At 68.7% G+C, this 18,228-nt stretch carries 20 protein-coding genes and 1 pseudogene; 13 read left to right on the top strand and 8 right to left on the bottom strand.

Annotated elements, in window-relative coordinates; genetic code table 11:
• Positions 1 to 44: 44 nt before the first annotated feature.
• Entirely contained in the window at positions 45 to 1,166 is a 1,122-nt protein-coding gene (locus tag VHR41_14795) for an aromatic ring-hydroxylating dioxygenase subunit alpha (protein HEX3235464.1), read from the bottom strand.
• A 149-nt stretch (positions 1,167 to 1,315) separates the two neighbouring features.
• Between VHR41_14795 and VHR41_14790 the strand changes: the two genes are divergently transcribed.
• Positions 1,316 to 1,726 carry a hypothetical protein gene (locus VHR41_14790; protein ID HEX3235463.1) on the top strand — a complete coding sequence of 137 codons (411 nt, stop codon included), beginning with the start codon at positions 1,316 to 1,318 and terminating at the stop codon, positions 1,724 to 1,726.
• Complete coding sequence (locus VHR41_14785; GenBank protein ID HEX3235462.1) at positions 1,723 to 2,169, top strand: VOC family protein; 447 nt, start codon at positions 1,723 to 1,725, stop codon at positions 2,167 to 2,169. The genes VHR41_14790 and VHR41_14785 overlap by 4 nt, the downstream gene beginning before the upstream one ends.
• 334 nt (positions 2,170 to 2,503) lie before the next feature.
• Here the strand turns inward: VHR41_14785 and fahA are convergent, their stop codons facing one another.
• The gene (gene fahA, locus VHR41_14780) at positions 2,504 to 3,820 is read right to left on the bottom strand and encodes a fumarylacetoacetase (GenBank protein ID HEX3235461.1); all 1,317 of its coding nucleotides are present in this window, start codon (positions 3,818 to 3,820) and stop codon (positions 2,504 to 2,506) included.
• Between the two features lie 69 nt (positions 3,821 to 3,889).
• Entirely contained in the window at positions 3,890 to 4,837 is a 948-nt protein-coding gene (locus tag VHR41_14775; GenBank protein ID HEX3235460.1) for a hypothetical protein, read from the bottom strand.
• 63 nt (positions 4,838 to 4,900) lie between these two features.
• On the opposite strand from VHR41_14775, the gene VHR41_14770 reads away from it, so the two are divergent.
• The 4 genes from VHR41_14770 to VHR41_14755 all read left to right on the top strand — a co-directional run bounded on the left by VHR41_14770 (position 4,901) and on the right by VHR41_14755 (position 9,935).
• Positions 4,901 to 6,304 (top strand): NAD-dependent succinate-semialdehyde dehydrogenase, encoded by a 1,404-nt coding sequence (locus VHR41_14770; GenBank protein HEX3235459.1) that lies wholly within the window; start codon positions 4,901 to 4,903, stop codon positions 6,302 to 6,304.
• Positions 6,301 to 7,722, top strand: a complete 1,422-nt coding sequence (locus VHR41_14765) for a hypothetical protein (GenBank protein ID HEX3235458.1) — start codon at positions 6,301 to 6,303, stop codon at positions 7,720 to 7,722. Before VHR41_14770 ends, VHR41_14765 begins: the two co-directional genes overlap by 4 nt.
• Positions 7,719 to 8,645 (top strand): YihY/virulence factor BrkB family protein, encoded by a 927-nt coding sequence (locus VHR41_14760; protein ID HEX3235457.1) that lies wholly within the window; start codon positions 7,719 to 7,721, stop codon positions 8,643 to 8,645. The genes VHR41_14765 and VHR41_14760 overlap by 4 nt, the downstream gene beginning before the upstream one ends.
• A 72-nt stretch (positions 8,646 to 8,717) precedes the next feature.
• On the top strand, positions 8,718 to 9,935 hold the full coding sequence (locus VHR41_14755) for an acyltransferase (protein HEX3235456.1): 1,218 nt from the start codon (positions 8,718 to 8,720) through the stop codon (positions 9,933 to 9,935).
• Between the two features lie 82 nt (positions 9,936 to 10,017).
• Here the strand turns inward: VHR41_14755 and VHR41_14750 are convergent, their stop codons facing one another.
• The gene (locus VHR41_14750) at positions 10,018 to 10,617 is read right to left on the bottom strand and encodes a TIGR00730 family Rossman fold protein (protein HEX3235455.1); all 600 of its coding nucleotides are present in this window, start codon (positions 10,615 to 10,617) and stop codon (positions 10,018 to 10,020) included.
• A 112-nt stretch (positions 10,618 to 10,729) separates the two neighbouring features.
• Here VHR41_14750 and VHR41_14745 point away from each other — a divergent pair, with 112 nt between their 5' ends.
• The 3 genes from VHR41_14745 to VHR41_14735 are packed head-to-tail and all read left to right on the top strand — an operon-like array spanning position 10,730 to position 13,077.
• Positions 10,730 to 11,731 carry an aldo/keto reductase gene (locus tag VHR41_14745; GenBank protein ID HEX3235454.1) on the top strand — a complete coding sequence of 334 codons (1,002 nt, stop codon included), beginning with the start codon at positions 10,730 to 10,732 and terminating at the stop codon, positions 11,729 to 11,731.
• Between the two features lie 14 nt (positions 11,732 to 11,745).
• Positions 11,746 to 12,525: a hypothetical protein gene (locus VHR41_14740; protein HEX3235453.1), complete on the top strand. Its 780-nt coding sequence runs from the start codon at positions 11,746 to 11,748 to the stop codon at positions 12,523 to 12,525.
• Positions 12,526 to 12,534: 9 nt separating this feature from the next.
• On the top strand, positions 12,535 to 13,077 hold the full coding sequence (locus VHR41_14735) for a DinB family protein (GenBank protein ID HEX3235452.1): 543 nt from the start codon (positions 12,535 to 12,537) through the stop codon (positions 13,075 to 13,077).
• Between the two features lie 80 nt (positions 13,078 to 13,157).
• Here VHR41_14735 and VHR41_14730 read toward each other — a convergent pair whose 3' ends face one another.
• Positions 13,158 to 13,535 (bottom strand): four helix bundle protein, encoded by a 378-nt coding sequence (locus tag VHR41_14730; GenBank protein ID HEX3235451.1) that lies wholly within the window; start codon positions 13,533 to 13,535, stop codon positions 13,158 to 13,160.
• Positions 13,536 to 13,730: 195 nt separating this feature from the next.
• Here VHR41_14730 and VHR41_14725 point away from each other — a divergent pair, with 195 nt between their 5' ends.
• Together VHR41_14725 and VHR41_14720 are read left to right on the top strand one after the other, a co-directional pair.
• Positions 13,731 to 14,525 (top strand): substrate-binding domain-containing protein, encoded by a 795-nt coding sequence (locus VHR41_14725; GenBank protein HEX3235450.1) that lies wholly within the window; start codon positions 13,731 to 13,733, stop codon positions 14,523 to 14,525.
• 130 nt (positions 14,526 to 14,655) lie between these two features.
• The gene (locus tag VHR41_14720) at positions 14,656 to 15,384 is read left to right on the top strand and encodes a DUF899 family protein (protein ID HEX3235449.1); all 729 of its coding nucleotides are present in this window, start codon (positions 14,656 to 14,658) and stop codon (positions 15,382 to 15,384) included.
• A gap of 54 nt (positions 15,385 to 15,438) precedes the next feature.
• Here VHR41_14720 and VHR41_14715 read toward each other — a convergent pair.
• The 3 genes and pseudogenes from VHR41_14715 to VHR41_14705 form a co-directional block, all read right to left on the bottom strand.
• Positions 15,439 to 15,801: pseudogene (locus VHR41_14715) on the bottom strand (redoxin domain-containing protein).
• Between the two features lie 15 nt (positions 15,802 to 15,816).
• Entirely contained in the window at positions 15,817 to 15,948 is a 132-nt protein-coding gene (locus VHR41_14710; GenBank protein ID HEX3235448.1) for a hypothetical protein, read from the bottom strand.
• 102 nt (positions 15,949 to 16,050) lie between these two features.
• Positions 16,051 to 16,323 carry a hypothetical protein gene (locus tag VHR41_14705; GenBank protein HEX3235447.1) on the bottom strand — a complete coding sequence of 91 codons (273 nt, stop codon included), beginning with the start codon at positions 16,321 to 16,323 and terminating at the stop codon, positions 16,051 to 16,053.
• 104 nt (positions 16,324 to 16,427) lie between these two features.
• Here VHR41_14705 and VHR41_14700 point away from each other — a divergent pair, with 104 nt between their 5' ends.
• Together VHR41_14700 and VHR41_14695 are read left to right on the top strand one after the other, a co-directional pair.
• Positions 16,428 to 16,571, top strand: coding sequence for a hypothetical protein (locus VHR41_14700; GenBank protein HEX3235446.1), 144 nt, complete (start codon positions 16,428 to 16,430; stop codon positions 16,569 to 16,571).
• Between the two features lie 178 nt (positions 16,572 to 16,749).
• On the top strand, positions 16,750 to 18,126 hold the full coding sequence (locus VHR41_14695) for an NAD(P)/FAD-dependent oxidoreductase (GenBank protein ID HEX3235445.1): 1,377 nt from the start codon (positions 16,750 to 16,752) through the stop codon (positions 18,124 to 18,126).
• The last annotated feature ends 102 nt before the right edge of the window (positions 18,127 to 18,228 follow it).

Genomic DNA, 18,228 nt, shown 5'->3' with positions numbered 1-18,228 from the left:
CCACCCCACCGATCTCCGCCACCACCCCCCGATCTCCGCCCCCATCACCCCCGCCCCAAACTCCTCAACACCTCTCGGTCGATCTGCACCGAGATCGCCTCCCGCTTGGAGTACGGCCCCGGCCGGTACGCCCGCGACTGCACCCCGAGCTGGCTCTGCTCGCAGATGTGCCAGTCCTGCCGGTTGGTCATGTCCCAGAACTCCACCCCGTCGTCCGGATTGAACGTCGGATCGCTCAGTGTCGCGGGATGGAAAAGCCAGCTGCAGAAGATCTGGGTTCGCCCGGTGCTCTGGGGCCACAGCGTGTGGAACATCACGTAGTCCGGGTGCAGGCTCAGCAGCATGTTGGGGAACAGCGCGTAGTAGTACACCCGGTTCATGTCCTCCTCGGGCAACTCCCCCACCGGCACGCCGCAGGCCCGGCCGCTCATGGTGAGGCTCTCCGCGCCACGTCCGATCACCATATATCCGCCGGTGAAGGGTCCCTCCACGAGATCATTCTCCCCGCTGGTAGGCGGGGTGATCTTGGCCAGCGCCGGATGCACTGGCCCGCAGTGGTAGCACTCCGAGTAATTCTGCAGCAGCAGCTTCCAGTTGGCCTGAACGTCGTACTCGATGGTCCGCCCCACCTTGAGATTGGGCAGGTTGAACCGGCTGAACTTGCCCAGCAGCGGCGCCCACGACTGCTCGAACGGCTCCGGCTGCTCCGCCAGGTTGATGAAGATGAAGCCCTCCCACACCGCGGTCGCCACCGCAAAGAGCGGCCAGTCCGCCTTGTTGAATCCCTCGAGATCGCTGGTGGAGGGCGCCCCCAGGAGCCGGCCGTCGAGCGCGTAGGTCCAGGCGTGGTAGGGGCACTGGATCGTCTCGGAGAGCCGGCCGGTCGACTCCTCACAGAGGCGGGTGCCCCGGTGGCGACAGACGTTGTGGAACGCCCGGATGCTACCGGTCTTGTCCCGCAGAATGAGGACGCTGTCCTGGCCCAACGGCTGGAGCACATAGTCCCCCGGGCCCGGGATCCGGTCCTCCCGGCCGACGCAGAGCCATCGCCGCCGGAAGATCCGCTCCATTTCCTCGGCGTAGATGTCCGGCGCCGTGTAATACTCCCTCGGCAGGGTATGAGCGCCGTCGATGGAAAGCTCGGTGGTCTTGAGGAAGGTGGCCACGGTGGGGCTCTCGAAGAAGGTTGCGCGGAATATGACCTCTGCCGGGGTGGCGTGGAAGAGTCGGAATGTGTGACCCAGACCGCCGACGGCGCGGCCGGATGGCGCCTACCGTAGAGGAGATGTCAGGCAACTCACACGCGGAGAGGATCATGATGCGGACCCAGGCATTTCTGAGACAATCTGTCCTGCTGCTCGCCCTGGCCATGCCGGCGGCGGGCTGCGCGGCCGCGGCTGTCGGCGCCGCCGCCGGGGCGGCCGGCGGAGTCTATCTCACCACCCGCGGCGCCCAGTCGCTGGTCGACGCCTCGATCGACCAGACAGCCGCGCGCACCCAGAGCGTGATGAAGGATTTTGGGATCGTCCCCGATGCGTCCAGCAGCTCGAACGCCGGCGAGAAGCGCGAGTTCAAGGGCAAGAAGGGCGACCTCGACGTCACCGTCACCCTCGAGTCGCGGGGCGCGAGCAGCACCCACGTGGAAGCCACGGCGCGGAAGAACCTGGCTGAGTGGGACAAGAACTTTGCGCAGGACCTCGTGACCCGGATCGTGAAGGCGAGTTGAGCCCGACTGGGGGCGACCGGTCCTCGCCGGCGCCCCCGCCGATCCAGGGCGTGCTGGAGACGGGACTGCACGTCTCCGATCTGGCTCGCTCCCGGGAGTTCTACTCCCAGCTCTTCGGCTTCCCTCTCATGGCGGCCGACGAGCGCTTCTGCGCGTTCGACGTCGCCGGTCGGGACGTGCTCCTGCTCTTTCTCCAGGGAGGCACGCCTGGTCCGGTGCCGACGCCGGGCGGCCAGATCCCGCCGCACGATGGGGCGGGGCGGCTCCATTTTGCGTTCGCCGTCGCCGAGGAGGATCTGGCGCCGTGGGAAGAGCGTCTGGCGTCCGAGGGGATCGCGATCGAGAGCCGGGTCGACTGGCCCCGGGGCCGGAGCATCTACTTCCGCGATCCGGATGGGCACCTGCTGGAGCTGGCGACTCCGGGACTCTGGCCCAACTACTAGTTGATCACCGGCTTGAGGTCGGCGCTGGAGGGCGGGCCGGGGTCGCAGCCTGAGCCCCCCGCGTAACGCCGCGGGTCGGCTTCGTCCCGTGGCATCCCCGCTCCTCGGGCGTGGGCCGGAAGCGATTCTCCGGGTCCACGGCTCCGGCGGGAGGCGATGCTCCCTCCGCGCGCGAGCAGTGCCTGCATCGATCGTTTCGCGGCGTTCGGGGTGGAGCCGCAGTCACTGAGGCGCGCTCCGGGAGCACCGCCTCCCGCCGGAGCCCGAAGATCCAACCACACCTTGGCCGAAGCTCCAGCCAGAAAAGCTGCGGCTCGCCGGGGTTTGGTCCCCATTACGACCACCCGGTCACCACCCCCCGGCACTCCCCGAACCCGATCCGCGCCGCCCCCGCCCGTTCCGAGTATCCTCGCATGATCACCTCGTCCCCATCCTCGAGGAACTTCCGCGTCTCGCCGGTCGGCAGCCCGACGGGCTCCGCCCCACACCACGCGACCTCCAGCAGCGACCCCCGCGCCTCCTTCTCCGGCCCCGAGATCGTCCCACTCGCAAAGAGATCCCCGGAGCGGAGGTTGCACCCGCCGCTGGTGTGGTGCGTCAGCATCTGAGCCGGCGTCCAATAGAGATCCTCCGCCCGGGACCGGCTCAGCCGGACCGGTGCCATCCGCTCGGCCCGCATCCGCGCCGAGGCCAGGTAGACCTCCACGATCACATCCACCCCTCCGCATTCCTGATCCGCAGCGTCCAGCAGATAGGCCAACGGCGTAGGATCCCCCGGCGGCCGCGACGCCGCAGGCACCCGGAACGGCTCCAGCGCCTCCACCGTCACCAGCCAGGGCGAGATCGTGGTCGCGAAGTTCTTGCCGAGGAACGGCCCCAGCGGCTGGTACTCCCAGCTCTGAATGTCGCGGGCCGACCAGTCGTTGACCAGGCAGAAGCCGAAGAGGTGCTCCTCCGCCTCCGCGACCGGTACCGGCTCTCCCATTGGGTTCCCCACGCTCACGAAGCAGCCGAGCTCCATCTCATAGTCCAGCTGCCGCGCCGGCCCGAACTCCGGCGTCTCACTCGCCGGATCCTTCCGCTGCCCGGCCGGCCGGCGCACCGGGGTCCCGCTGGGCACGATCGACGACGATCGCCCGTGATAGCCGATGGGCACCCACTTGTAGTTGGGAAGCAGCGGGTTATCGGGGCGGAACATGCTCCCGACATTGGTGGCATGATGGATCGAGGCGTAGAAGTCGGTATAGTCCCCGATGGTGGCCGGGAGCAGCAGCTCCGCCTCCGCCATCGGGACCAGCAGCCGGTCGGCCAGGCGCGGAGTGGCCTTGTACGCGGGGGAGTCGGCGCTCAGCAGCGCGCTCACCTGTCGGCGGAGCGCCACCCGCGGCGCCCGGCCCCGCGCCATCAGGGGGTTGAGCGAGTCCGCGGCACATACCTCGGCCGCGCGCTCCGCCGCGCCCCTGAAGCGGCCCTCGTCATGACACGCGGTAATGTCGAGGATGCAGTCCCCAATGGCGACCCCGACTCGGGCCGGCTCGTCCTCATCCCGCCGGCGAAAGACACCGAAGGGCAGATTCTGAATCGGGAAATCGGTCGAGCCCTGGGCAGACGGGAGCCAGGAGGTACGCGCGGGATCGTGGGTTTCATCCATTAGAGGAAGGTGACAGGGTGAGGCAGGGTGGGGCAGGGGTGAGGGTCTCAGGGACACACAACCGACCGCTCATAGCGATGCCTCACCATGCTTCCCCGCGCCCCACCTTGCCTCACTCTGCCCCACCGTGCCCCACCTTGCCGTTTCCTCCGTTGGTTCGGTGAACGAGCACGACCCGAACGCCACCACTAGCTCGCGCGCGCGCCGGATCGCCCCGAGGTCGAGCCGGTGTCCCCGCCAGGTAATGGCGTCGTCCGTCACGTCGAAGGCGGCAGGGGAGGTCTCTTCCAGCAGGTGCTTCAGGGTGGCGGCGTCCATGCCGACCAGCGCGTAGGCGCCGGCCAGAAAGACGTTGAGGAAGCCGAACATGCGGCCCCGTGAGCTGTCCGGCGCGTAGGTCAGCGGGTAGTCGCCGCGAAGCGCGTGGTGCAGCCCGGCCGTCGCCTTGAACGGCACGTTCGCCTCGGCGCAGACCCGGATGAAGCGGGCGAGGTCCGCGGTGGTCGGAAAGGCAGCGGCCGTGATCCCGCCGGTCCGGACCTTGGCCCGCTCACCGTGGCGGGCGATCTCCTCCACCAGCGGCGTCGGATCCTGGGTGATGGGGATCTCGACGTAGGTCTGGAGATAGTCCGGGACCGAGCCGAGCAGGCGATCGACTGCCGCCACCGTGTCCGCCTTCGCCTCGATGGCGTCGGTGACGGCGCCGGGCGCGCCGTGCGCGGCATGGCGACAGTTGAACTCACCTACGACACGCGCGTCGGCGGCGGTGTCCAGTCCGACGAGTGCCGTGAGCCGCCACGGCCGCTCCGAGGGCTGCGGTGGCATCAGCCCGGCCGCGCTCGCCTCCAGCTCGGACAGCCGCGACACCGGAATGACGAACCGCCCCAGCGCCCACGATTGCTCGCCGTCCCGGTACGAGGCGTACTGCCGGACGGCGGCCCCGAGCTCCAGCGCGGCGGGGGGAAACAGCCCCGCGTAGTCGATGCTGCCTTCGAGCAGGCGGCTGAGTGCTGTCATGATAGCCCAATCTATGATCCCGGCCCTATTTCCGCTGGCCCATTCCGACAGTAAGATACGGGCATGACCATCGCCACGATCAACCCCGCCACCGGCGAGACCGTTCGTACCTTCCAGCCGCTGTCGGACGCCGAGCTGGACGCGCGCCTGCAATGCGCCGCCGATACCTATCGGCGCTACCGCAAGAGCCCGCTGGCCGACCGAAAGCGCATGCTGCTCCGCGCCGCCGAGATCCTGGAGACAGAGAAGGAGGCGCTCGGTAAGCTCATGGTGCTGGAGATGGGCAAGCCGATCAAGGCCGCTGTCGAAGAGGCGGCCAAGTGCGCCCTCGGCTGCCGCTACTACGCCGAGTACGCCGAGCGGTTTCTGGCGGACGAGTACGTCGAGACCAGCGCCTCGCGGAGCTATGTGAGTTATCAGCCGATCGGGCCGGTGCTCGCCGTGATGCCGTGGAACTTTCCCTTCTGGCAGGTCTTCCGCTTCGCGGCGCCGGCGCTGATGGCCGGTAATGTTGGCCTGCTCAAGCACGCCTCCAACGTGCCCCAGTGCGCCCTGGCCATCGAGGATGTCTTCCGCCGGGCGGGATTTCCCGAGGGCTGTTTCCAGACGCTGCTGATCGACACCGATCACGTCCGCCAGGTCATCGAGGACCCCCGGGTGGCTGCGGTCACGCTGACCGGCAGCACGGGGGCCGGTGGGCACGTGGCCGCGGCCGCCGGCAAGGTGGTCAAGAAGTCGGTGCTCGAGCTCGGCGGGAGCGACCCGTTCATCGTGATGCCAAGCGCCGACTTCGACACCGCGGTGCGGACCGCGGTCAAGGCGCGGGTCATCAACAACGGCCAGTCGTGCATCGCGGCCAAGCGCTTCATCGTGCAGGAGTCGATCGCGGAGGAGTTCGAGCGGCGCTTCGTGGCGGAATTCGAGGCGCTCAAGGTGGGCGATCCGATGGATCCGTCCACCGAGGTCGGTCCGCTCGCCAACGAGAGCCAGGTGAGCACCATCGGCCAGCAGGTGCAGCGCTCGGTGGCCGCGGGGGCCCGGCTCTTGACCGGCGGGCGCCGGCTCGACCGGCCAGGCTTCTACTACGCGCCGACCGTGCTCACCGGCGTGACACCCGACTCGCCGGCGTACCACGACGAGGTCTTCGGCCCGGTCGCGATCCTGTTTCGCGCCCGCGATCTCGACGATGCCATCCGGCTGGCCAACGATACCCCGTTCGGACTCGGCGCCAGCGCCTGGACCAACGATGCGGGGGAGCGCGGCCGCTTCATCGCCGACCTGGAGGCGGGCATGGTGTTCATCAACGCCATGGTCGCATCGGATCCGCGGGTGCCGTTCGGTGGAGTGAAGCAGTCGGGCTATGGGCGGGAGCTCTCCAGCCAGGGCATGCGGGAGTTCGTCAACACCAAGACCGTGTGGATCCAGGAGAGCCCCACCGCCACCCACAAGCTCTCCGAGTCGGAGTGAGCGGACCCGGGGCGGTGAGCTGGCAGCCGGTCGACGGCTCCTTCCGCGACCCCAGCGGCTTCGTCTTCACCCGGGACGGGACCCTCTACCGCCAGGTCAATGCCGGGTTTCGCCCTACCTTCGAGGCGTTTCTCTCCTCTGGACTGTACGACGAGCTCGCCGGTGACGGACTGCTGATTCCCCACACCGACGCCGGTCTGTCCCAGGCGGCCACGGCGGATGCCTTCACGGTGCTTCGCCCCGAGCGGGTTCCCTTCATCTCCTATCCGTACGAGTGGTCGTTCGGCCAGCTGCGGGACGCGGCGCTGCTGACCCTCGACCTGCAGCAGCGGGCGCTCGCCCGCGACTTCGTGCTGCGCGACGCCAGTGCGTACAACGTGCAGTTCCGCGACGGCCGGCCGATCTTCATCGACACCCTCTCCTTCGAGCCGCGGGTGGAGGGGACGCCGTGGATCGCGTACGGGCAGTTCTGCGAGCACTTCCTGGTGCCGCTCGCGCTCATGAGCCTGCGCGACGTGCGTTGCTCCACCCTTCTCCGCACCCACCTCGATGGCGTGCCGCTGGATCTGGGCAGTCGGCTGCTTCCCACCACGAGTTGGGCCCGGCTGGGCCTGCTGCTCCACGTCCATCTGCACGCCAAGGCGCAGTCCCGCTACGCCGGCGCGTCCGTGAGCGCCAAGGGGCGGGGTCGCACGATGAGCAGGAACGCGGTGAGCGGGCTGGTGGCGAGTCTCCGCTCCGCGGTCGAGGGTCTCGCCTGGAATCCGGCCGGCACCGTCTGGGCCGAGTATGCCACCGACAACAGCTATACCACATCGGCGGCGCGCTCCAAGCGGGAGATCGTGACCGAGTATCTCCGTCCGCTCTCGCCCGCGACGGTCTGGGACCTGGGCGCCAACACCGGGGACTACACCCGCGCCGCCCGCGAGGTGGCGCCACAGGTCGTCTCCTTCGATCTGGATCCCGCGGCGGTGGAGCGGAACTATCGCCGAGTGCGGGAAAAGTCGGAGACGGGCGTCCTTCCGCTGGTGCTGGATCTCGCCAATCCCTCGCCGGCGCAGGGGTGGGCCCACAGCGAGCGGCTGTCGCTGGAGCAGCGCGGCCCGGCGGACGCGGTGCTGGCGCTCGCGCTGGTGCACCACCTGGCCATCGGCCGCAATCTGCCGCTGCCCCGGATCGCCGATTTCCTCGCCCGGCTGGGCCGCTCGCTGGTGATCGAGTTCGTGCCTAAGGAGGACAGCCAGGTCCAACGCCTGCTGCAGAACCGCCCGGACATCTTCCCGGACTACACCCGCGAAGGGTTCGAGCGCGCCTTCGCGACGCGCTTCCGCGTCGACACCGTGCGTCCGGTCGAGGAGTCGGGCCGGCAGCTCTATCTCATGACCGCCTGCGCCCCGGACGGTCGTCCACCGACGTGAAGCGGCGGGTCATCATCACTCCCGCCGCGCTCTGGTGGGTGATGAGGCACGCGCTGGCTGGCTGGTGGGACGACAACGTCCCCCGGCTGGGCGCCTCACTCGCCTACTACACCCTCTTCGCCCTCGCGCCCATCCTGCTGGTGGCAATCGCCATGGCCGGACTGGTGTTCGGCCCCGAGGCGGTGCGGGGTGAGATCGTAGGACAGATCCAGGGCCTGGTGGGGAGGAGCGGCGCGGAGGCCATACAGGCGATGCTCGAGGGCGCCGCCAAGCGGTCCTCCAGCACGCTGGCGACGGTGATAGGGATGGTGACGCTCTTTCTGGGATCGACCGGCGTGTTCCTCGAGCTGCAGACTGCGCTGGACGCCATCTGGCGGGTGAAGCCCAAGCCGAGCGCGGGCATCCGGCAGTTGCTGCTACCGCGGGTGATCTCGTTCGCGCTGGTGGTCGGGGTGGGATTCCTGTTGCTGGTCTCGCTCCTGGTGAGCGCCGCGCTCGCCGCACTCGACCAGTACATGGGACACGCATTCCCCGCACTCGCGGTCGTTTGGCAGGCCGCCAACGTCCTGGTGTCGTTGGGCGTTGTGACGCTGCTCTTCGCCATGGTGTACAAGGTGCTGCCCGATGTGGACCTGCGCTGGCGCGACGTATGGATAGGCGGCCTGGTGACGGCGGGACTCTTCAGCATCGGCAAGCAGGTGATCGGGCTGTATCTGGGACAGAGCACCACGGCCTCGAGCTACGGCGCGGCGGGATCGGTCATCGTGCTGTTGCTGTGGGTCTATTACTCCGCGCAGATCGTGCTGCTTGGGGCGGAGTTCACTCGTTTTTACGTGGAACGATTCGGGGGCAGGCCGCCCGCGGAGCATGCGACCAAGGATCCGGCGCCCAAGCTTGCGGTGAAGCCGGAGAAGGGAAGGTGAGGCAAGTTCCGCGGGGCGCATATTTTGCCTCGGTTTGCGCCTTCGATGGCCACCTCCCGAGCCGTATCCAGGTTGTCCGGTCACCTGCCAGCCCTGGACGGGCTGCGGGGCCTGGCCATCCTGCCCGTCCTGTTCGCGCATTTCATGCGCCTCCAGCCGACCAATCCATTCGAACGCCAGCTGAGTCGCGTTGCGGCCACTGGATGGCTCGGGGTGGACCTCTTTTTCGTCCTGTCGGGCTTTCTCATCACGGGCATCCTGCTGGAGGCCAAGGGGGGGCAGCGGTTTTTCCGCAACTTCTATCTGCGGCGCGCTTTCAGGATCTTTCCGCTGTACTACGGTAGCCTTCTGCTGGTCTTTGTCGGCCTTCCCCATCTCCATCTTTTGGGGGCCGAACGGACCCGGGATCTCCTGCACAGCCAGGGCTGGTACTGGAGCTACCTCGCCAACGTGAGGATCGTGCTGGCGGGCTCCTGGAACACCAGCTTCGAGCTGGAACATTTCTGGTCGCTGGCAGTCGAGGAGCAGTTCTACCTGGTGTGGCCGCTGGTCGTGTGGCTGTTGTCGCGGGAGCGCCTCAAAACCGTCTGCCTTGGCGCCGTTCTGGTAAGTTTCGTGCTCCGCATGACCCTTCGTGGCTTGGGGCAACCGGGAGTGGTCTCCTACGTGCTTACCCCTGCCCACCTCGACCCTCTGGCCGCTGGTGCCTGGCTCGCCCTGGTGGCAAGCGAGCCGGGGGGACTCGAGTGGCTCAGGGCCGGAATCCGTCCGGTGTTGGTGGTGGGCTCCGTCGGTGTCACGGTCATAGTCGCCACTGCCCAGGGACCGGTGGTGGGGTCCCTGGGGATGCTGACCATCGGCTACCCGCTCCTCGCCCTCACCTGCGCTGCGCTCCTTGCCGGCGCGCTCACAGCTCCCGCGGGGTCACTGTTCGGCCGGCTATGGCGCAGCCGTGTGCTCGGCTTCTTCGGCCGGTTGAGCTACGGACTCTACGTGCTCCATCCGTTGCTGATGGGTCTGGTGGTGCTGCTGGGGTTCGACGTGCCCTGGTTCGCCCAGCGGGCGGGCTCGCAACTCCTGGGGCAGGCGATCTTCACGGGGATGATGCTCGCTGTCTCAGCGGTCGTAGCTCTGGTCTCCTGGCATGCGTGGGAGCAGCCGTTCCTCCGGCTCAAGGCCCGCTTCCCGATGCGGGGACCGTCGCCGCTGCTGCTGCCGCCCGATCCGGAGCTGGCGGGCTGGACGCCGGAAAAACAAGCATACAAGGTGAGGCAGGGTGGGGCAGAGTGAGGCAAGGTGAGGCAACACCCCCTGTCGCTCACCACCCCTGCCTCACTCTGCCCCACCTTGCCCCAGCTTGCCCCACCCTCCCTCACCTATTCGACCGTCCCATAAGCGGCGCCCCCGTCGGCGCGGTGTAGGCCCGAAGCCGCTCCAGCAGTCGGCGTGGATCGGATTCCACGATGATGGTGGCCCGGTGGGTCTCGGTCAGGAATCCTTCCTTCACGGCGTGGTCCAGGAACCGCGACAGCAGCTCGAAGTAGCCCGCCACATTGAGAATCGCGCACGGTTTGGCGTGGATGCCGAGCTGTCCCCAGGTGAGCATCTCGAAGAACCCTTCCAGCGTGCCGATCCCCCCCGGCAGTGCCACGAAACCGTCGGAGAGGTCGGCCATCTGCGACTTCCGCTGGTGCATCGATGCCACCACGATGAGATCGGGGATGCCGCGGTGGGCCTCCTCCTTCTGGATGAGCTGCTGGGGGATGATGCCCGTCACGTGTCCGCCGCCCTCCTGTACCGCATCGGCCAGGTCGCCCATGATGCCGACGCTGGCGCCGCCGTAGACCAGCTCGATCTCCTCCTCCGCCAGCAGCGCGCCGAGCTGTCGGGCGGCCGCCGCGTATTCCGGGCGGGCGCCGGTGTTGGTCCCGCAGAAGACACAGAGCCGCTTGATGGATCCCTGATTGGCCATGAGACGCCTCGATACTGGTCGCGGGAACGTCACGAGACTTGAAATTACTCGCCCATGCCCCTAGCTGTCATTCCAGGAGACCATCACCTGAGGGGAGCGTGCGATAATGGAGATGCAGCGGCGCGGGCTGGGAAGTCAGGGGCTCACGGTCTCGGCACTCGGACTCGGGTGCATGGGGATGTCGGAGTTCTACGTGGACCCCACGGAGGCCGCCCGGAGCGACGCCGAGTCGATCGCGACGATTCATCGAGCTCTCGAGCTGGGCATCGACTTGCTCGATACCGCCGACATGTACGGGCCGTTCACCAACGAGCGGCTGGTAGGCCGGGCCGTCCGAGGGCGGCGCGACGGGGTGGTGCTGGCCACCAAGTTCGGCAACCAGCGGGGTGAAGACGGCAGCTACCTCGGTATCAACGGCCGGCCGGAGTACGTCCGCCGCGCCTGCGACGCCTCGCTCCAGCGGCTCGGCGTGGACCACATCGACCTGTACTACCAGCACCGCGTCGATCGCACGGTGCCGATCGAGGAGACGGTCGGGGCCATGGGTGAGCTGGTGGGGCAGGGAAAGGTGCGCTACATCGGTCTCTCCGAGGCGGCGCCGGCCACCATACGTCGGGCGCATCGGGAGTTTCCGGTCTCCGCGCTCGAGAACGAATACTCGCTCTGGACTCGGGACCCCGAGGACGAGATTCTGCCTCTCTGCCGTGAGCTGGGCATCGGCTTCGTCGCGTACAGTCCACTGGGGCGTGGCTTTCTCACCGGCCGGTTCCGCAGCATCGACGACCTTCCGCCGGGCGACTGGCGCCGCGGCTCGCCGCGGTTTCAGGGGGAGAACTTCCAGAAGAATCTCGACCTGGTGGCGCAGGTGGAGCGGATCGCGCGGCGGAAACGGTGCACCCCGTCACAGCTGGCGCTCGCGTGGGTGCTGGCGCGGGGCGACGACGTCGTGCCGATCCCGGGCACCAGGCAGCGTCGCTACCTGGAGGAGAACGTGCGCGCGCTGGAGGTCGAGCTCACCGAGGCGGACTTGGAGGAGATCGACGGGGTGGCGCCGCAGGGCGCGGCCGCCGGCGAGCGCTACAACGAGGCATCGATGCGGCTCATCGGCGGCTGAGTTAATATCCGGCCATGCCGTCCCTGTCCCTGCTGGCGCCACCTGCCGTCTCCTCTCTGGCGCCGCCGTATCGAGAGTTCACGGCAGTGCCGGAGCTCGCCGCTCTCCGTTCCAGCGATCTCGCCGCTGGCAGCCTGCTGGCCGTCGGGCTCTCCGCGCCGCGCGAGGAGTGGTCCGCCATCACCGCCCTGGTCCCCCGACTCCGCGCCCGATTCCCCGCGGCGCCAGTGGTGCTCCGGGTCGAGCGGCGCGCCTCGCCCGAGGACCTCGACTGGGTGCGCCGGGCGGGCGGACTCCAGGTGCGGGCGGTGCTCTTCGAGGGCGAGGCGGTGCGGGACCGGCTGGAGCGCACGATGACCGATACCACCGACCTGCCGGAGCAGGTGGAGCAGTGGCTGGCGGTCCGGCTGCCCGCTCTCTCGCCCGCGGTGGCCCAGCTCATCGGGCAGATCTTCCGTCTGGCGCCGCTGCACCACGAGCTGGGTGATCTGCTGGTTCGGCTGGGCCGCGCCGAGCGGACGACGCGGACCTGGTTCCTCCGGGCCGGGGTGCCGGGGCCGGCCAAGTGGCTCGGCGCGGCGCACGCCGTCCGCTCGGCGCTCCGGCTCCAGGCGGACCAGAGCGTGCCGCTCCTCACCGTGGCCGTCGAGGGCGGCTACAGCGACCACAGCTCGCTCAGCCGGCAGAGCCTCAGGCTCTTCGGGGTGCGGCCCGGAGCGATCCGGCCGACGCTGGGCTGGGAGTGGTTGCTGGACCGGTGGCTCCGCCGCGCTTCCAGAGAGCCGACCGAGTAAGTTTGGCTCATGCTTCGCCAACTCGAGCGCCGGTTCAACCGCCTGGAGCGGCAGCGCGCCGCCATGCTGCGCGAGCTCAACGCCATGACGCCGGGACGCCTGGTCTTCCATCCGGCGCCCGGGAGCTGGTCGGCGCTCGACCTGGTGGAGCATCTCGTCCTGGCCGAGGAGGAGGTGCTGCGCGGCATTCCTGACCGTCCTCCGACCCGCAGCCTGGCCGACAGCGCCCGCGCCGCCGTGGTGCTGCCGCTGCTTTCGTTGAGCTTCGCGCGGGGCAGCCGCCTCCGCGCCGCGGCGCCGGGCACTCTGCCGTCGGGCGGCAGCAGCCTGGGGCAGCTCGAGGTCCGCTGGAGCCGCGCCCGCGCCAATCTCCGCGCCGTGCTCGGGCTCATGGGACCGGAGGACCTCTCCCGTCCCTTCTTCCGCCACCCGGTCGTCGGCTGGCTCACCACACTCGAAGGACTCGGCTTCCTCGAGCGGCGCGACGCGCACCATCTGAACCGGGTACGGCGCCTCCGGGCGCTTCCGAGCTACGTGGCGTTGGCGTCGTGAAAGGGAGGCAAGGTGGGGCAGGGTGGGGCAAGGTGAGGCAGGGTAACGGCAACACACCCACTCGCTCACAGCCCCTTGCCTCACTTTGCCTCACCCTGCCTCACCTTGTCACTTATCGTGTTGTAGAGCAGCCGCGTGGTTCCGTGGGCTCGGTTCCGCAGAGTCCTGATGTCATCCCAGGGTAGGTCCGACTCGATCTTTGCGTCGCAGGCAAATCGGAAGGCGTATTCGAGCTCCGCAAGCGAGCCGAGGGAGATGTCGAGATAACGCCGGAACTCGCGAGGACCTCGCTTAGTGGATCCCTCGACCATGTTCGCCGCGGCGGAGAAGGCAGCCCGGCGTATCTGGCTCCCCAACCAGCTGTCTTCTTTGCTCCATCCTTTGGTGAACTCCCGCGACCTGAGCGCAAGCTCATGACAGAACCGCCACGCTGCGAGCCTCTCATAGGGCGGAGACATACTCCAAGATCATTGGATCCACCCCAGTCCCGTAAGCAATCCACCGCCCAACCAACCCTGCCTCACCTTGCCTCACCCTGCCCCACCCTGCCTCACCCTGCCTCACCCTGCCCCACCTTGCCCCACCCTCCCCCGTGACCTGCATCACCGCTCCGAGAACGCTCTCTGCCGTCTACTTCAGCGATGAAACTGGCGATGCCGGTGCTCGCCGCGATGCTCCTGGCCGGGTGGGCCGATGTGGCGCCGCCACCGGCGATACGCACGCTTCGCGTCTGCGCGGATCCCAACAATCTCCCGTTCTCCAACCGACGCGGTGAGGGCTTCGAGGATCGGATCGCCGCCCTGATGGCGGATGAGCTCCACGCGCGGTTGGCGTTCACCTGGGCTCCGCAGTGGCGCGGCTTTGTCAGGAAGACGCTCGGTGCCGGCCGCTGCGATGTGATCATGGGGATGCCCGTGGGGAGCGACCGTGTCCTCACCACTCGGCCGTACTACACATCGACCTACGTCTTTCTCACTCGGCGGGACCGGGGGCTCCGGATCCAATCGCTGGACGACCCGGCGCTCCGGCGGGTCCGCATCGGGATCCACTTCATCGGCGACGACTACACCAACCCGCCCCCGGCCCACGCGCTGGGCCGGCGCCACATCGCGGAGAACGTGGTCGGCTACAGCCTGTACGGCGACTATTCCAAGCCCAACCCGCCGGCCGAGCTGATCCACGCGGTGGCCAGGGGCGACGTCGACGTGGCGATCGTGTGGGGTCCGTTCGCCGGCTATTTCGGTAGCCGGGAGAAGGTGCCGATGACGCTCACGCCGGTGAAGCCCGCCATCGACCCGCCGGGGCTCCCATTCACCTTCGCGATCTCGTTGGGGGTACGGCGGGAGGATACCACACTCCGAAACCAGCTCGACGCGGCGCTCGTGCGCCGGCGAGCGGAGATCGAACGGATCTTGCGGCAGTACGGGGTGCCGGAGGTAGGGGGGTAAGGTGAGGCAGGATGGGGCAGGGTGGGGCAGGGTGAAGGCAACATACCCAGTCGTTGAGCGCCGTGCCCACCTTGCCCCACCCTGCCCCACCTGCCCCACCCTGCCTCACCTTTCCCCGGAGCCTCAACTCATGCCCGTCACCTTCCCCAACGAGTCCCCGCAATACCGCACCGCGCGCGACCGGCTGTTGCGGATGGAGATCGAGCTCCGCCACGCGATGGAGGCGGTGGCGGCCGCAAGGCGCGAGCTGCCGCCCGGCGGGGTCGTTCCGGAGGACTACGTCTTTGCGGGCGCGGGTGCCGATGGTGCTCCGGTCGCGGTGCGGATGTCCCAGCTATTTGCGCCGGGCAAGGATTCGCTGGTGATCTACAGCTTCATGTTCCCCCGCGACCCCGGCGATGCGCGGCCGGGAGCACCGGCCGGCCGGACGGCGCGGCTGCCATTGGCGGAGGCCCCGTGCCCCTCGTGCGTGGCGCTGCTCGACCAGCTGGATGGCGCGGTCGAGCACGCCAGTCAGCACCTCAACTTCGCCGTCGTCGCCAAGGCGCCGCTGACACGCCTGCTGACCTTCGCCCAGGAGCGCGACTGGCGCCGCCTCCGGCTCCTGAGCTCGGCCGCCAACTCCTACAACCGCGACTACCTCGCCGAGACCGCGGGGGGATCGCAGCGGCCGATGCTCACCGTGTTCCACCGCCAGGGCGCGGAGATCCGCCACTTCTGGAGCTCAGAGCTCTTCTACGCCCCGACTGATCCCGGCCAGGACCCACGCCACGTCGGCACGCTGGAACCGCTCTGGAACCTGTTCGATTTCACCCGGGAAGGGCGGCCAGGGGAATGGGATGAGCAATTGGGGTACTGAAGGTGGGGCAAGGTGGGGCAAGGTGCGGCAGGGTGAGACGAGGAGCGCGTTCCTTCACCCTGCCTCACCCTGCCTCACCTTGCCCCACCTTGCCCCACCCTCCCCCACCACCGTGAGCGCGTCATTCGCCGTCAGCCTGCCCACCTTGCCGCTCGAATAGACCGCGTGCACGATGGTCCCGTCGGGCGCGAGGATGAAGTCGGCGGGTTGAATGTGTGGGCGGCCGTCGTGAGTGCCGGCGTAACAGCCGATCGCGCGGGAGGTCGCCTCTGGATCGAGGCTGTGGAGCACGGTGAACGAGAGCCCCAGCCGCTGGGTCATCTCCCAGGCGTCCTGCTCGCTGTCCGCCGAGAGCGCCACGATCTGAACGTCCAGCGCGTTGAACTCGGCAAAGTGCTGCTGAAAGTCAGCCAACTGCTGACGGCAGTGGCTTCACCAGTGGCCGCGGTAAAAGAGCAGCACGGCGGTGATCCCCTGCAGCTCCTCGGGAATCCGAAGCGTGCTGCCGTCGACCGCCCGTGCCTGGAGCTCGGGGAAGCGGGTGCCCGGGGAAAGGGTCATCATGGGGCATGCTCAGGTGAAGGTGGCAAGGTGGGGCAGGGTGAGGCAGGGTGGGGCAGGGAGCCCTTGCCTCACCCTGCCTCACCTTGCCTCACCCTGTCTCTGCTACCCTAGTTTCCTCAGCCACCCCCCCTTCTTCCGCTTCCGTTTCCGGGCGACGGCCACACCGGCCACGGCGGCTACGGCGGCGGCGCCGGCGGCAGCGGCGACCTTCGCCCTGGTTCGCTTCTTCGCCTTCCCCGTGAGCTTCTTGGAGACCCGTTTCGCCAGCACTTTCCCTCTGGCGCGCACCAGCTCGGCTGTCTTCCGCACGCGTTTGGCCGCCTTGCTCTTCACGCGCTTGGCCGCCTTCGCGGCAGGCTTCTCGTTTCTGGCCATCCTCGGTTCCTCCTGAAAGCGCATCGCCTTGGTGGAGACCTCATCCCAATCTACCTCGGACGGCGCTGGTCGACGCGCCCGCCGACCCCCAGCGTCTCACCGCCATGCCGAGCTACGCGGCGGATAGCGACGAGCCGGGAGAGGAGCGCAGGCGGCCGCTGGCATTTGTCCTCCTGGTGGTGGCCCTTTCGCTCCCGTTCTGGCTCATCGGCGCGCTGCTGCCGCTCGAGCCCCTCCCGGGGCTGTAGCTCCCTCGTCGCCGGCGCTCCTCGGGATGACAGCCGCGGCAATCAGCTCGCCACGTCGACAGCCCGGCGCTCCGCTTCGCTGCCGTGGCGCGGGGCGATATTTTTAGCGAGAGACGTCAGCACGCGAGTCCCGCCGGGCCCGCGGGCCGGGAGCGAGACCGGGACAGCGGAGGGATGTATGAGCGCAGGTAAAGCAACGAACAGCGGGAATGGTGACGGCCGGGCGACGACCCGGATCGTGGTGCTGGGCAGCGGATTCGGCGGGCTGGCGGCCGCACGCCACCTGGACCGGCTGTTCCGAGGGCGGCCGGGAGTCGAGATCACCCTGGTGAGCCGGGACAACTTCTTCGTACTCACGCCCCTCCTGTTCGAGGCGTGCTCCGGGCGGCTGGAGTTGCGGCACTGCGCGCAGCCCGTCCGTCCCACCCTGCGCCGGGTGCGCTTCCTGGAGGCCATGATCGAGCAGGTGGACGTCGAGCGGCGGGTAGTCCGGGCCATGGCGGGCGACGGCGCCCGCGAGCTCCCCTACGACCAGCTCGTCGTCGCGCTCGGCGCCGAGACCAACGAGACGTTGATCCCGGGCTCGCCGCGCGCCTTCACCTTCAAGACGATGGCGGACGCGCTCCTGCTCCGGAACCATGTGATCGAGCAGTTCGAGCGCGCTGATGCGGCCGCCGACCCCGAGCTTCGGCGACGGTGTCTCACCTTCGTCGTGATCGGCGGAGGCCTGGTGGGGGTCGAGCTGTTGGGCGAGCTCACCGCGTTCGCCGAGGACGTCCTGCGCTACTATCCGCGGCTCCGGCGCGAGGAGCTGCGGTTCCACCTGTTCGAGGCCACCGAGCGCATCCTGCCGGAAGTCGACCCGAAGCTGGCGGCCGTGGCCATGCGGGTGCTCCAGCGGCGGGGTGCCGACATCCGGGCCTCCACGCCGGTGCGCGCGATCGAGCCGGGGCGGATCCACCTGGCGGACGCGACGCTCGAGACGGAGACCGTAGTCCTGGCGGCGGGGACCGTGCCGACCGCGGCCGCCACCCGCATCCCGGTGGCGCACGACCGGCGGGGCCGGATCGACGTCGACGGGACCATGCGGAGCCGGAGTCATCCCGAGGTGTGGGCACTGGGCGATTGCGCCGCGATTCCAGGACCGGACGGCCGCCCCTATCCGGCGCTCGCGCAGCACGCGGTCCGGGAGGCTCGACAGGTGGCGCGAAACGTGGCCGCCGCCGTCCAGGGGCGAAGCCCGACGCCATTCGTGTTCGGGGGGCTCGGAATCATGGCCTCGCTGGGCCACTCGCGGGCGGTGGCCCAGGTCCTGCGCGTGAGGCTCACGGGCTTCCCGGCCTGGTGGTTCCGGCGGACGTACTACCTGCTGCAGATGCCGCGGTGGGACCGGCGGCTGCGGATCGTCCTCGACTGGACGGTGGCGCTGTTCTTTCGGCCGGACATCACGAAGGTCGAGATCGGAGGGGAGGAGAGAGGTGGGGCTGATCCAGAGGCGCCCTCTCGAAGTGAAAGCGCGGCGCCAAATGCATGGAGGTTTGCAGGTCGTCCGTGACGCCGCGCCTCCTTCGCGGCATCTACCCTGAGCGCATCAAAACGGCCTCGGAATGACACCCGGTGCTCGGAACAGCGGCGTTCCCTTCACCCTGCCCCACCT

The sequence above is a fragment of the Gemmatimonadales bacterium genome, assembly GCA_036265815.1.
GTDB lineage: Bacteria > Gemmatimonadota > Gemmatimonadetes > Gemmatimonadales > GWC2-71-9 > CAVVWJ01.
Note: the sequence above shows the minus strand (reverse complement) of the source record. Positions and strands in the feature narration are given on the sequence as shown.

What these genes read in the sequence shown, in the direction of transcription:
- VHR41_14705 (HEX3235447.1), bottom strand. Translation starts at nt 16,323, where the DNA reads ATGGCCAGAAACGAGAAGCCTGCCGCGAAGGCGGCCAAGCGCGTGAAG.
- VHR41_14720 (HEX3235449.1), top strand. Translation starts at nt 14,656, where the DNA reads ATGCCCGTCACCTTCCCCAACGAGTCCCCGCAATACCGCACCGCGCGC.
- VHR41_14740 (HEX3235453.1), top strand. Translation starts at nt 11,746, where the DNA reads ATGCCGTCCCTGTCCCTGCTGGCGCCACCTGCCGTCTCCTCTCTGGCG.
- VHR41_14770 (HEX3235459.1), top strand. Translation starts at nt 4,901, where the DNA reads ATGACCATCGCCACGATCAACCCCGCCACCGGCGAGACCGTTCGTACC.
- VHR41_14735 (HEX3235452.1), top strand. Translation starts at nt 12,535, where the DNA reads ATGCTTCGCCAACTCGAGCGCCGGTTCAACCGCCTGGAGCGGCAGCGC.
- VHR41_14710 (HEX3235448.1), bottom strand. Translation starts at nt 15,948, where the DNA reads ATGATGACCCTTTCCCCGGGCACCCGCTTCCCCGAGCTCCAGGCACGG.
- fahA (HEX3235461.1), bottom strand. Translation starts at nt 3,820, where the DNA reads ATGGATGAAACCCACGATCCCGCGCGTACCTCCTGGCTCCCGTCTGCC.
- VHR41_14790 (HEX3235463.1), top strand. Translation starts at nt 1,316, where the DNA reads ATGATGCGGACCCAGGCATTTCTGAGACAATCTGTCCTGCTGCTCGCC.
- VHR41_14730 (HEX3235451.1), bottom strand. Translation starts at nt 13,535, where the DNA reads ATGTCTCCGCCCTATGAGAGGCTCGCAGCGTGGCGGTTCTGTCATGAG.
- VHR41_14750 (HEX3235455.1), bottom strand. Translation starts at nt 10,617, where the DNA reads ATGGCCAATCAGGGATCCATCAAGCGGCTCTGTGTCTTCTGCGGGACC.
- VHR41_14695 (HEX3235445.1), top strand. Translation starts at nt 16,750, where the DNA reads ATGAGCGCAGGTAAAGCAACGAACAGCGGGAATGGTGACGGCCGGGCG.
- VHR41_14725 (HEX3235450.1), top strand. Translation starts at nt 13,731, where the DNA reads ATGCCGGTGCTCGCCGCGATGCTCCTGGCCGGGTGGGCCGATGTGGCG.
- VHR41_14745 (HEX3235454.1), top strand. Translation starts at nt 10,730, where the DNA reads ATGCAGCGGCGCGGGCTGGGAAGTCAGGGGCTCACGGTCTCGGCACTC.
- VHR41_14700 (HEX3235446.1), top strand. Translation starts at nt 16,428, where the DNA reads ATGCCGAGCTACGCGGCGGATAGCGACGAGCCGGGAGAGGAGCGCAGG.
- VHR41_14775 (HEX3235460.1), bottom strand. Translation starts at nt 4,837, where the DNA reads ATGACAGCACTCAGCCGCCTGCTCGAAGGCAGCATCGACTACGCGGGG.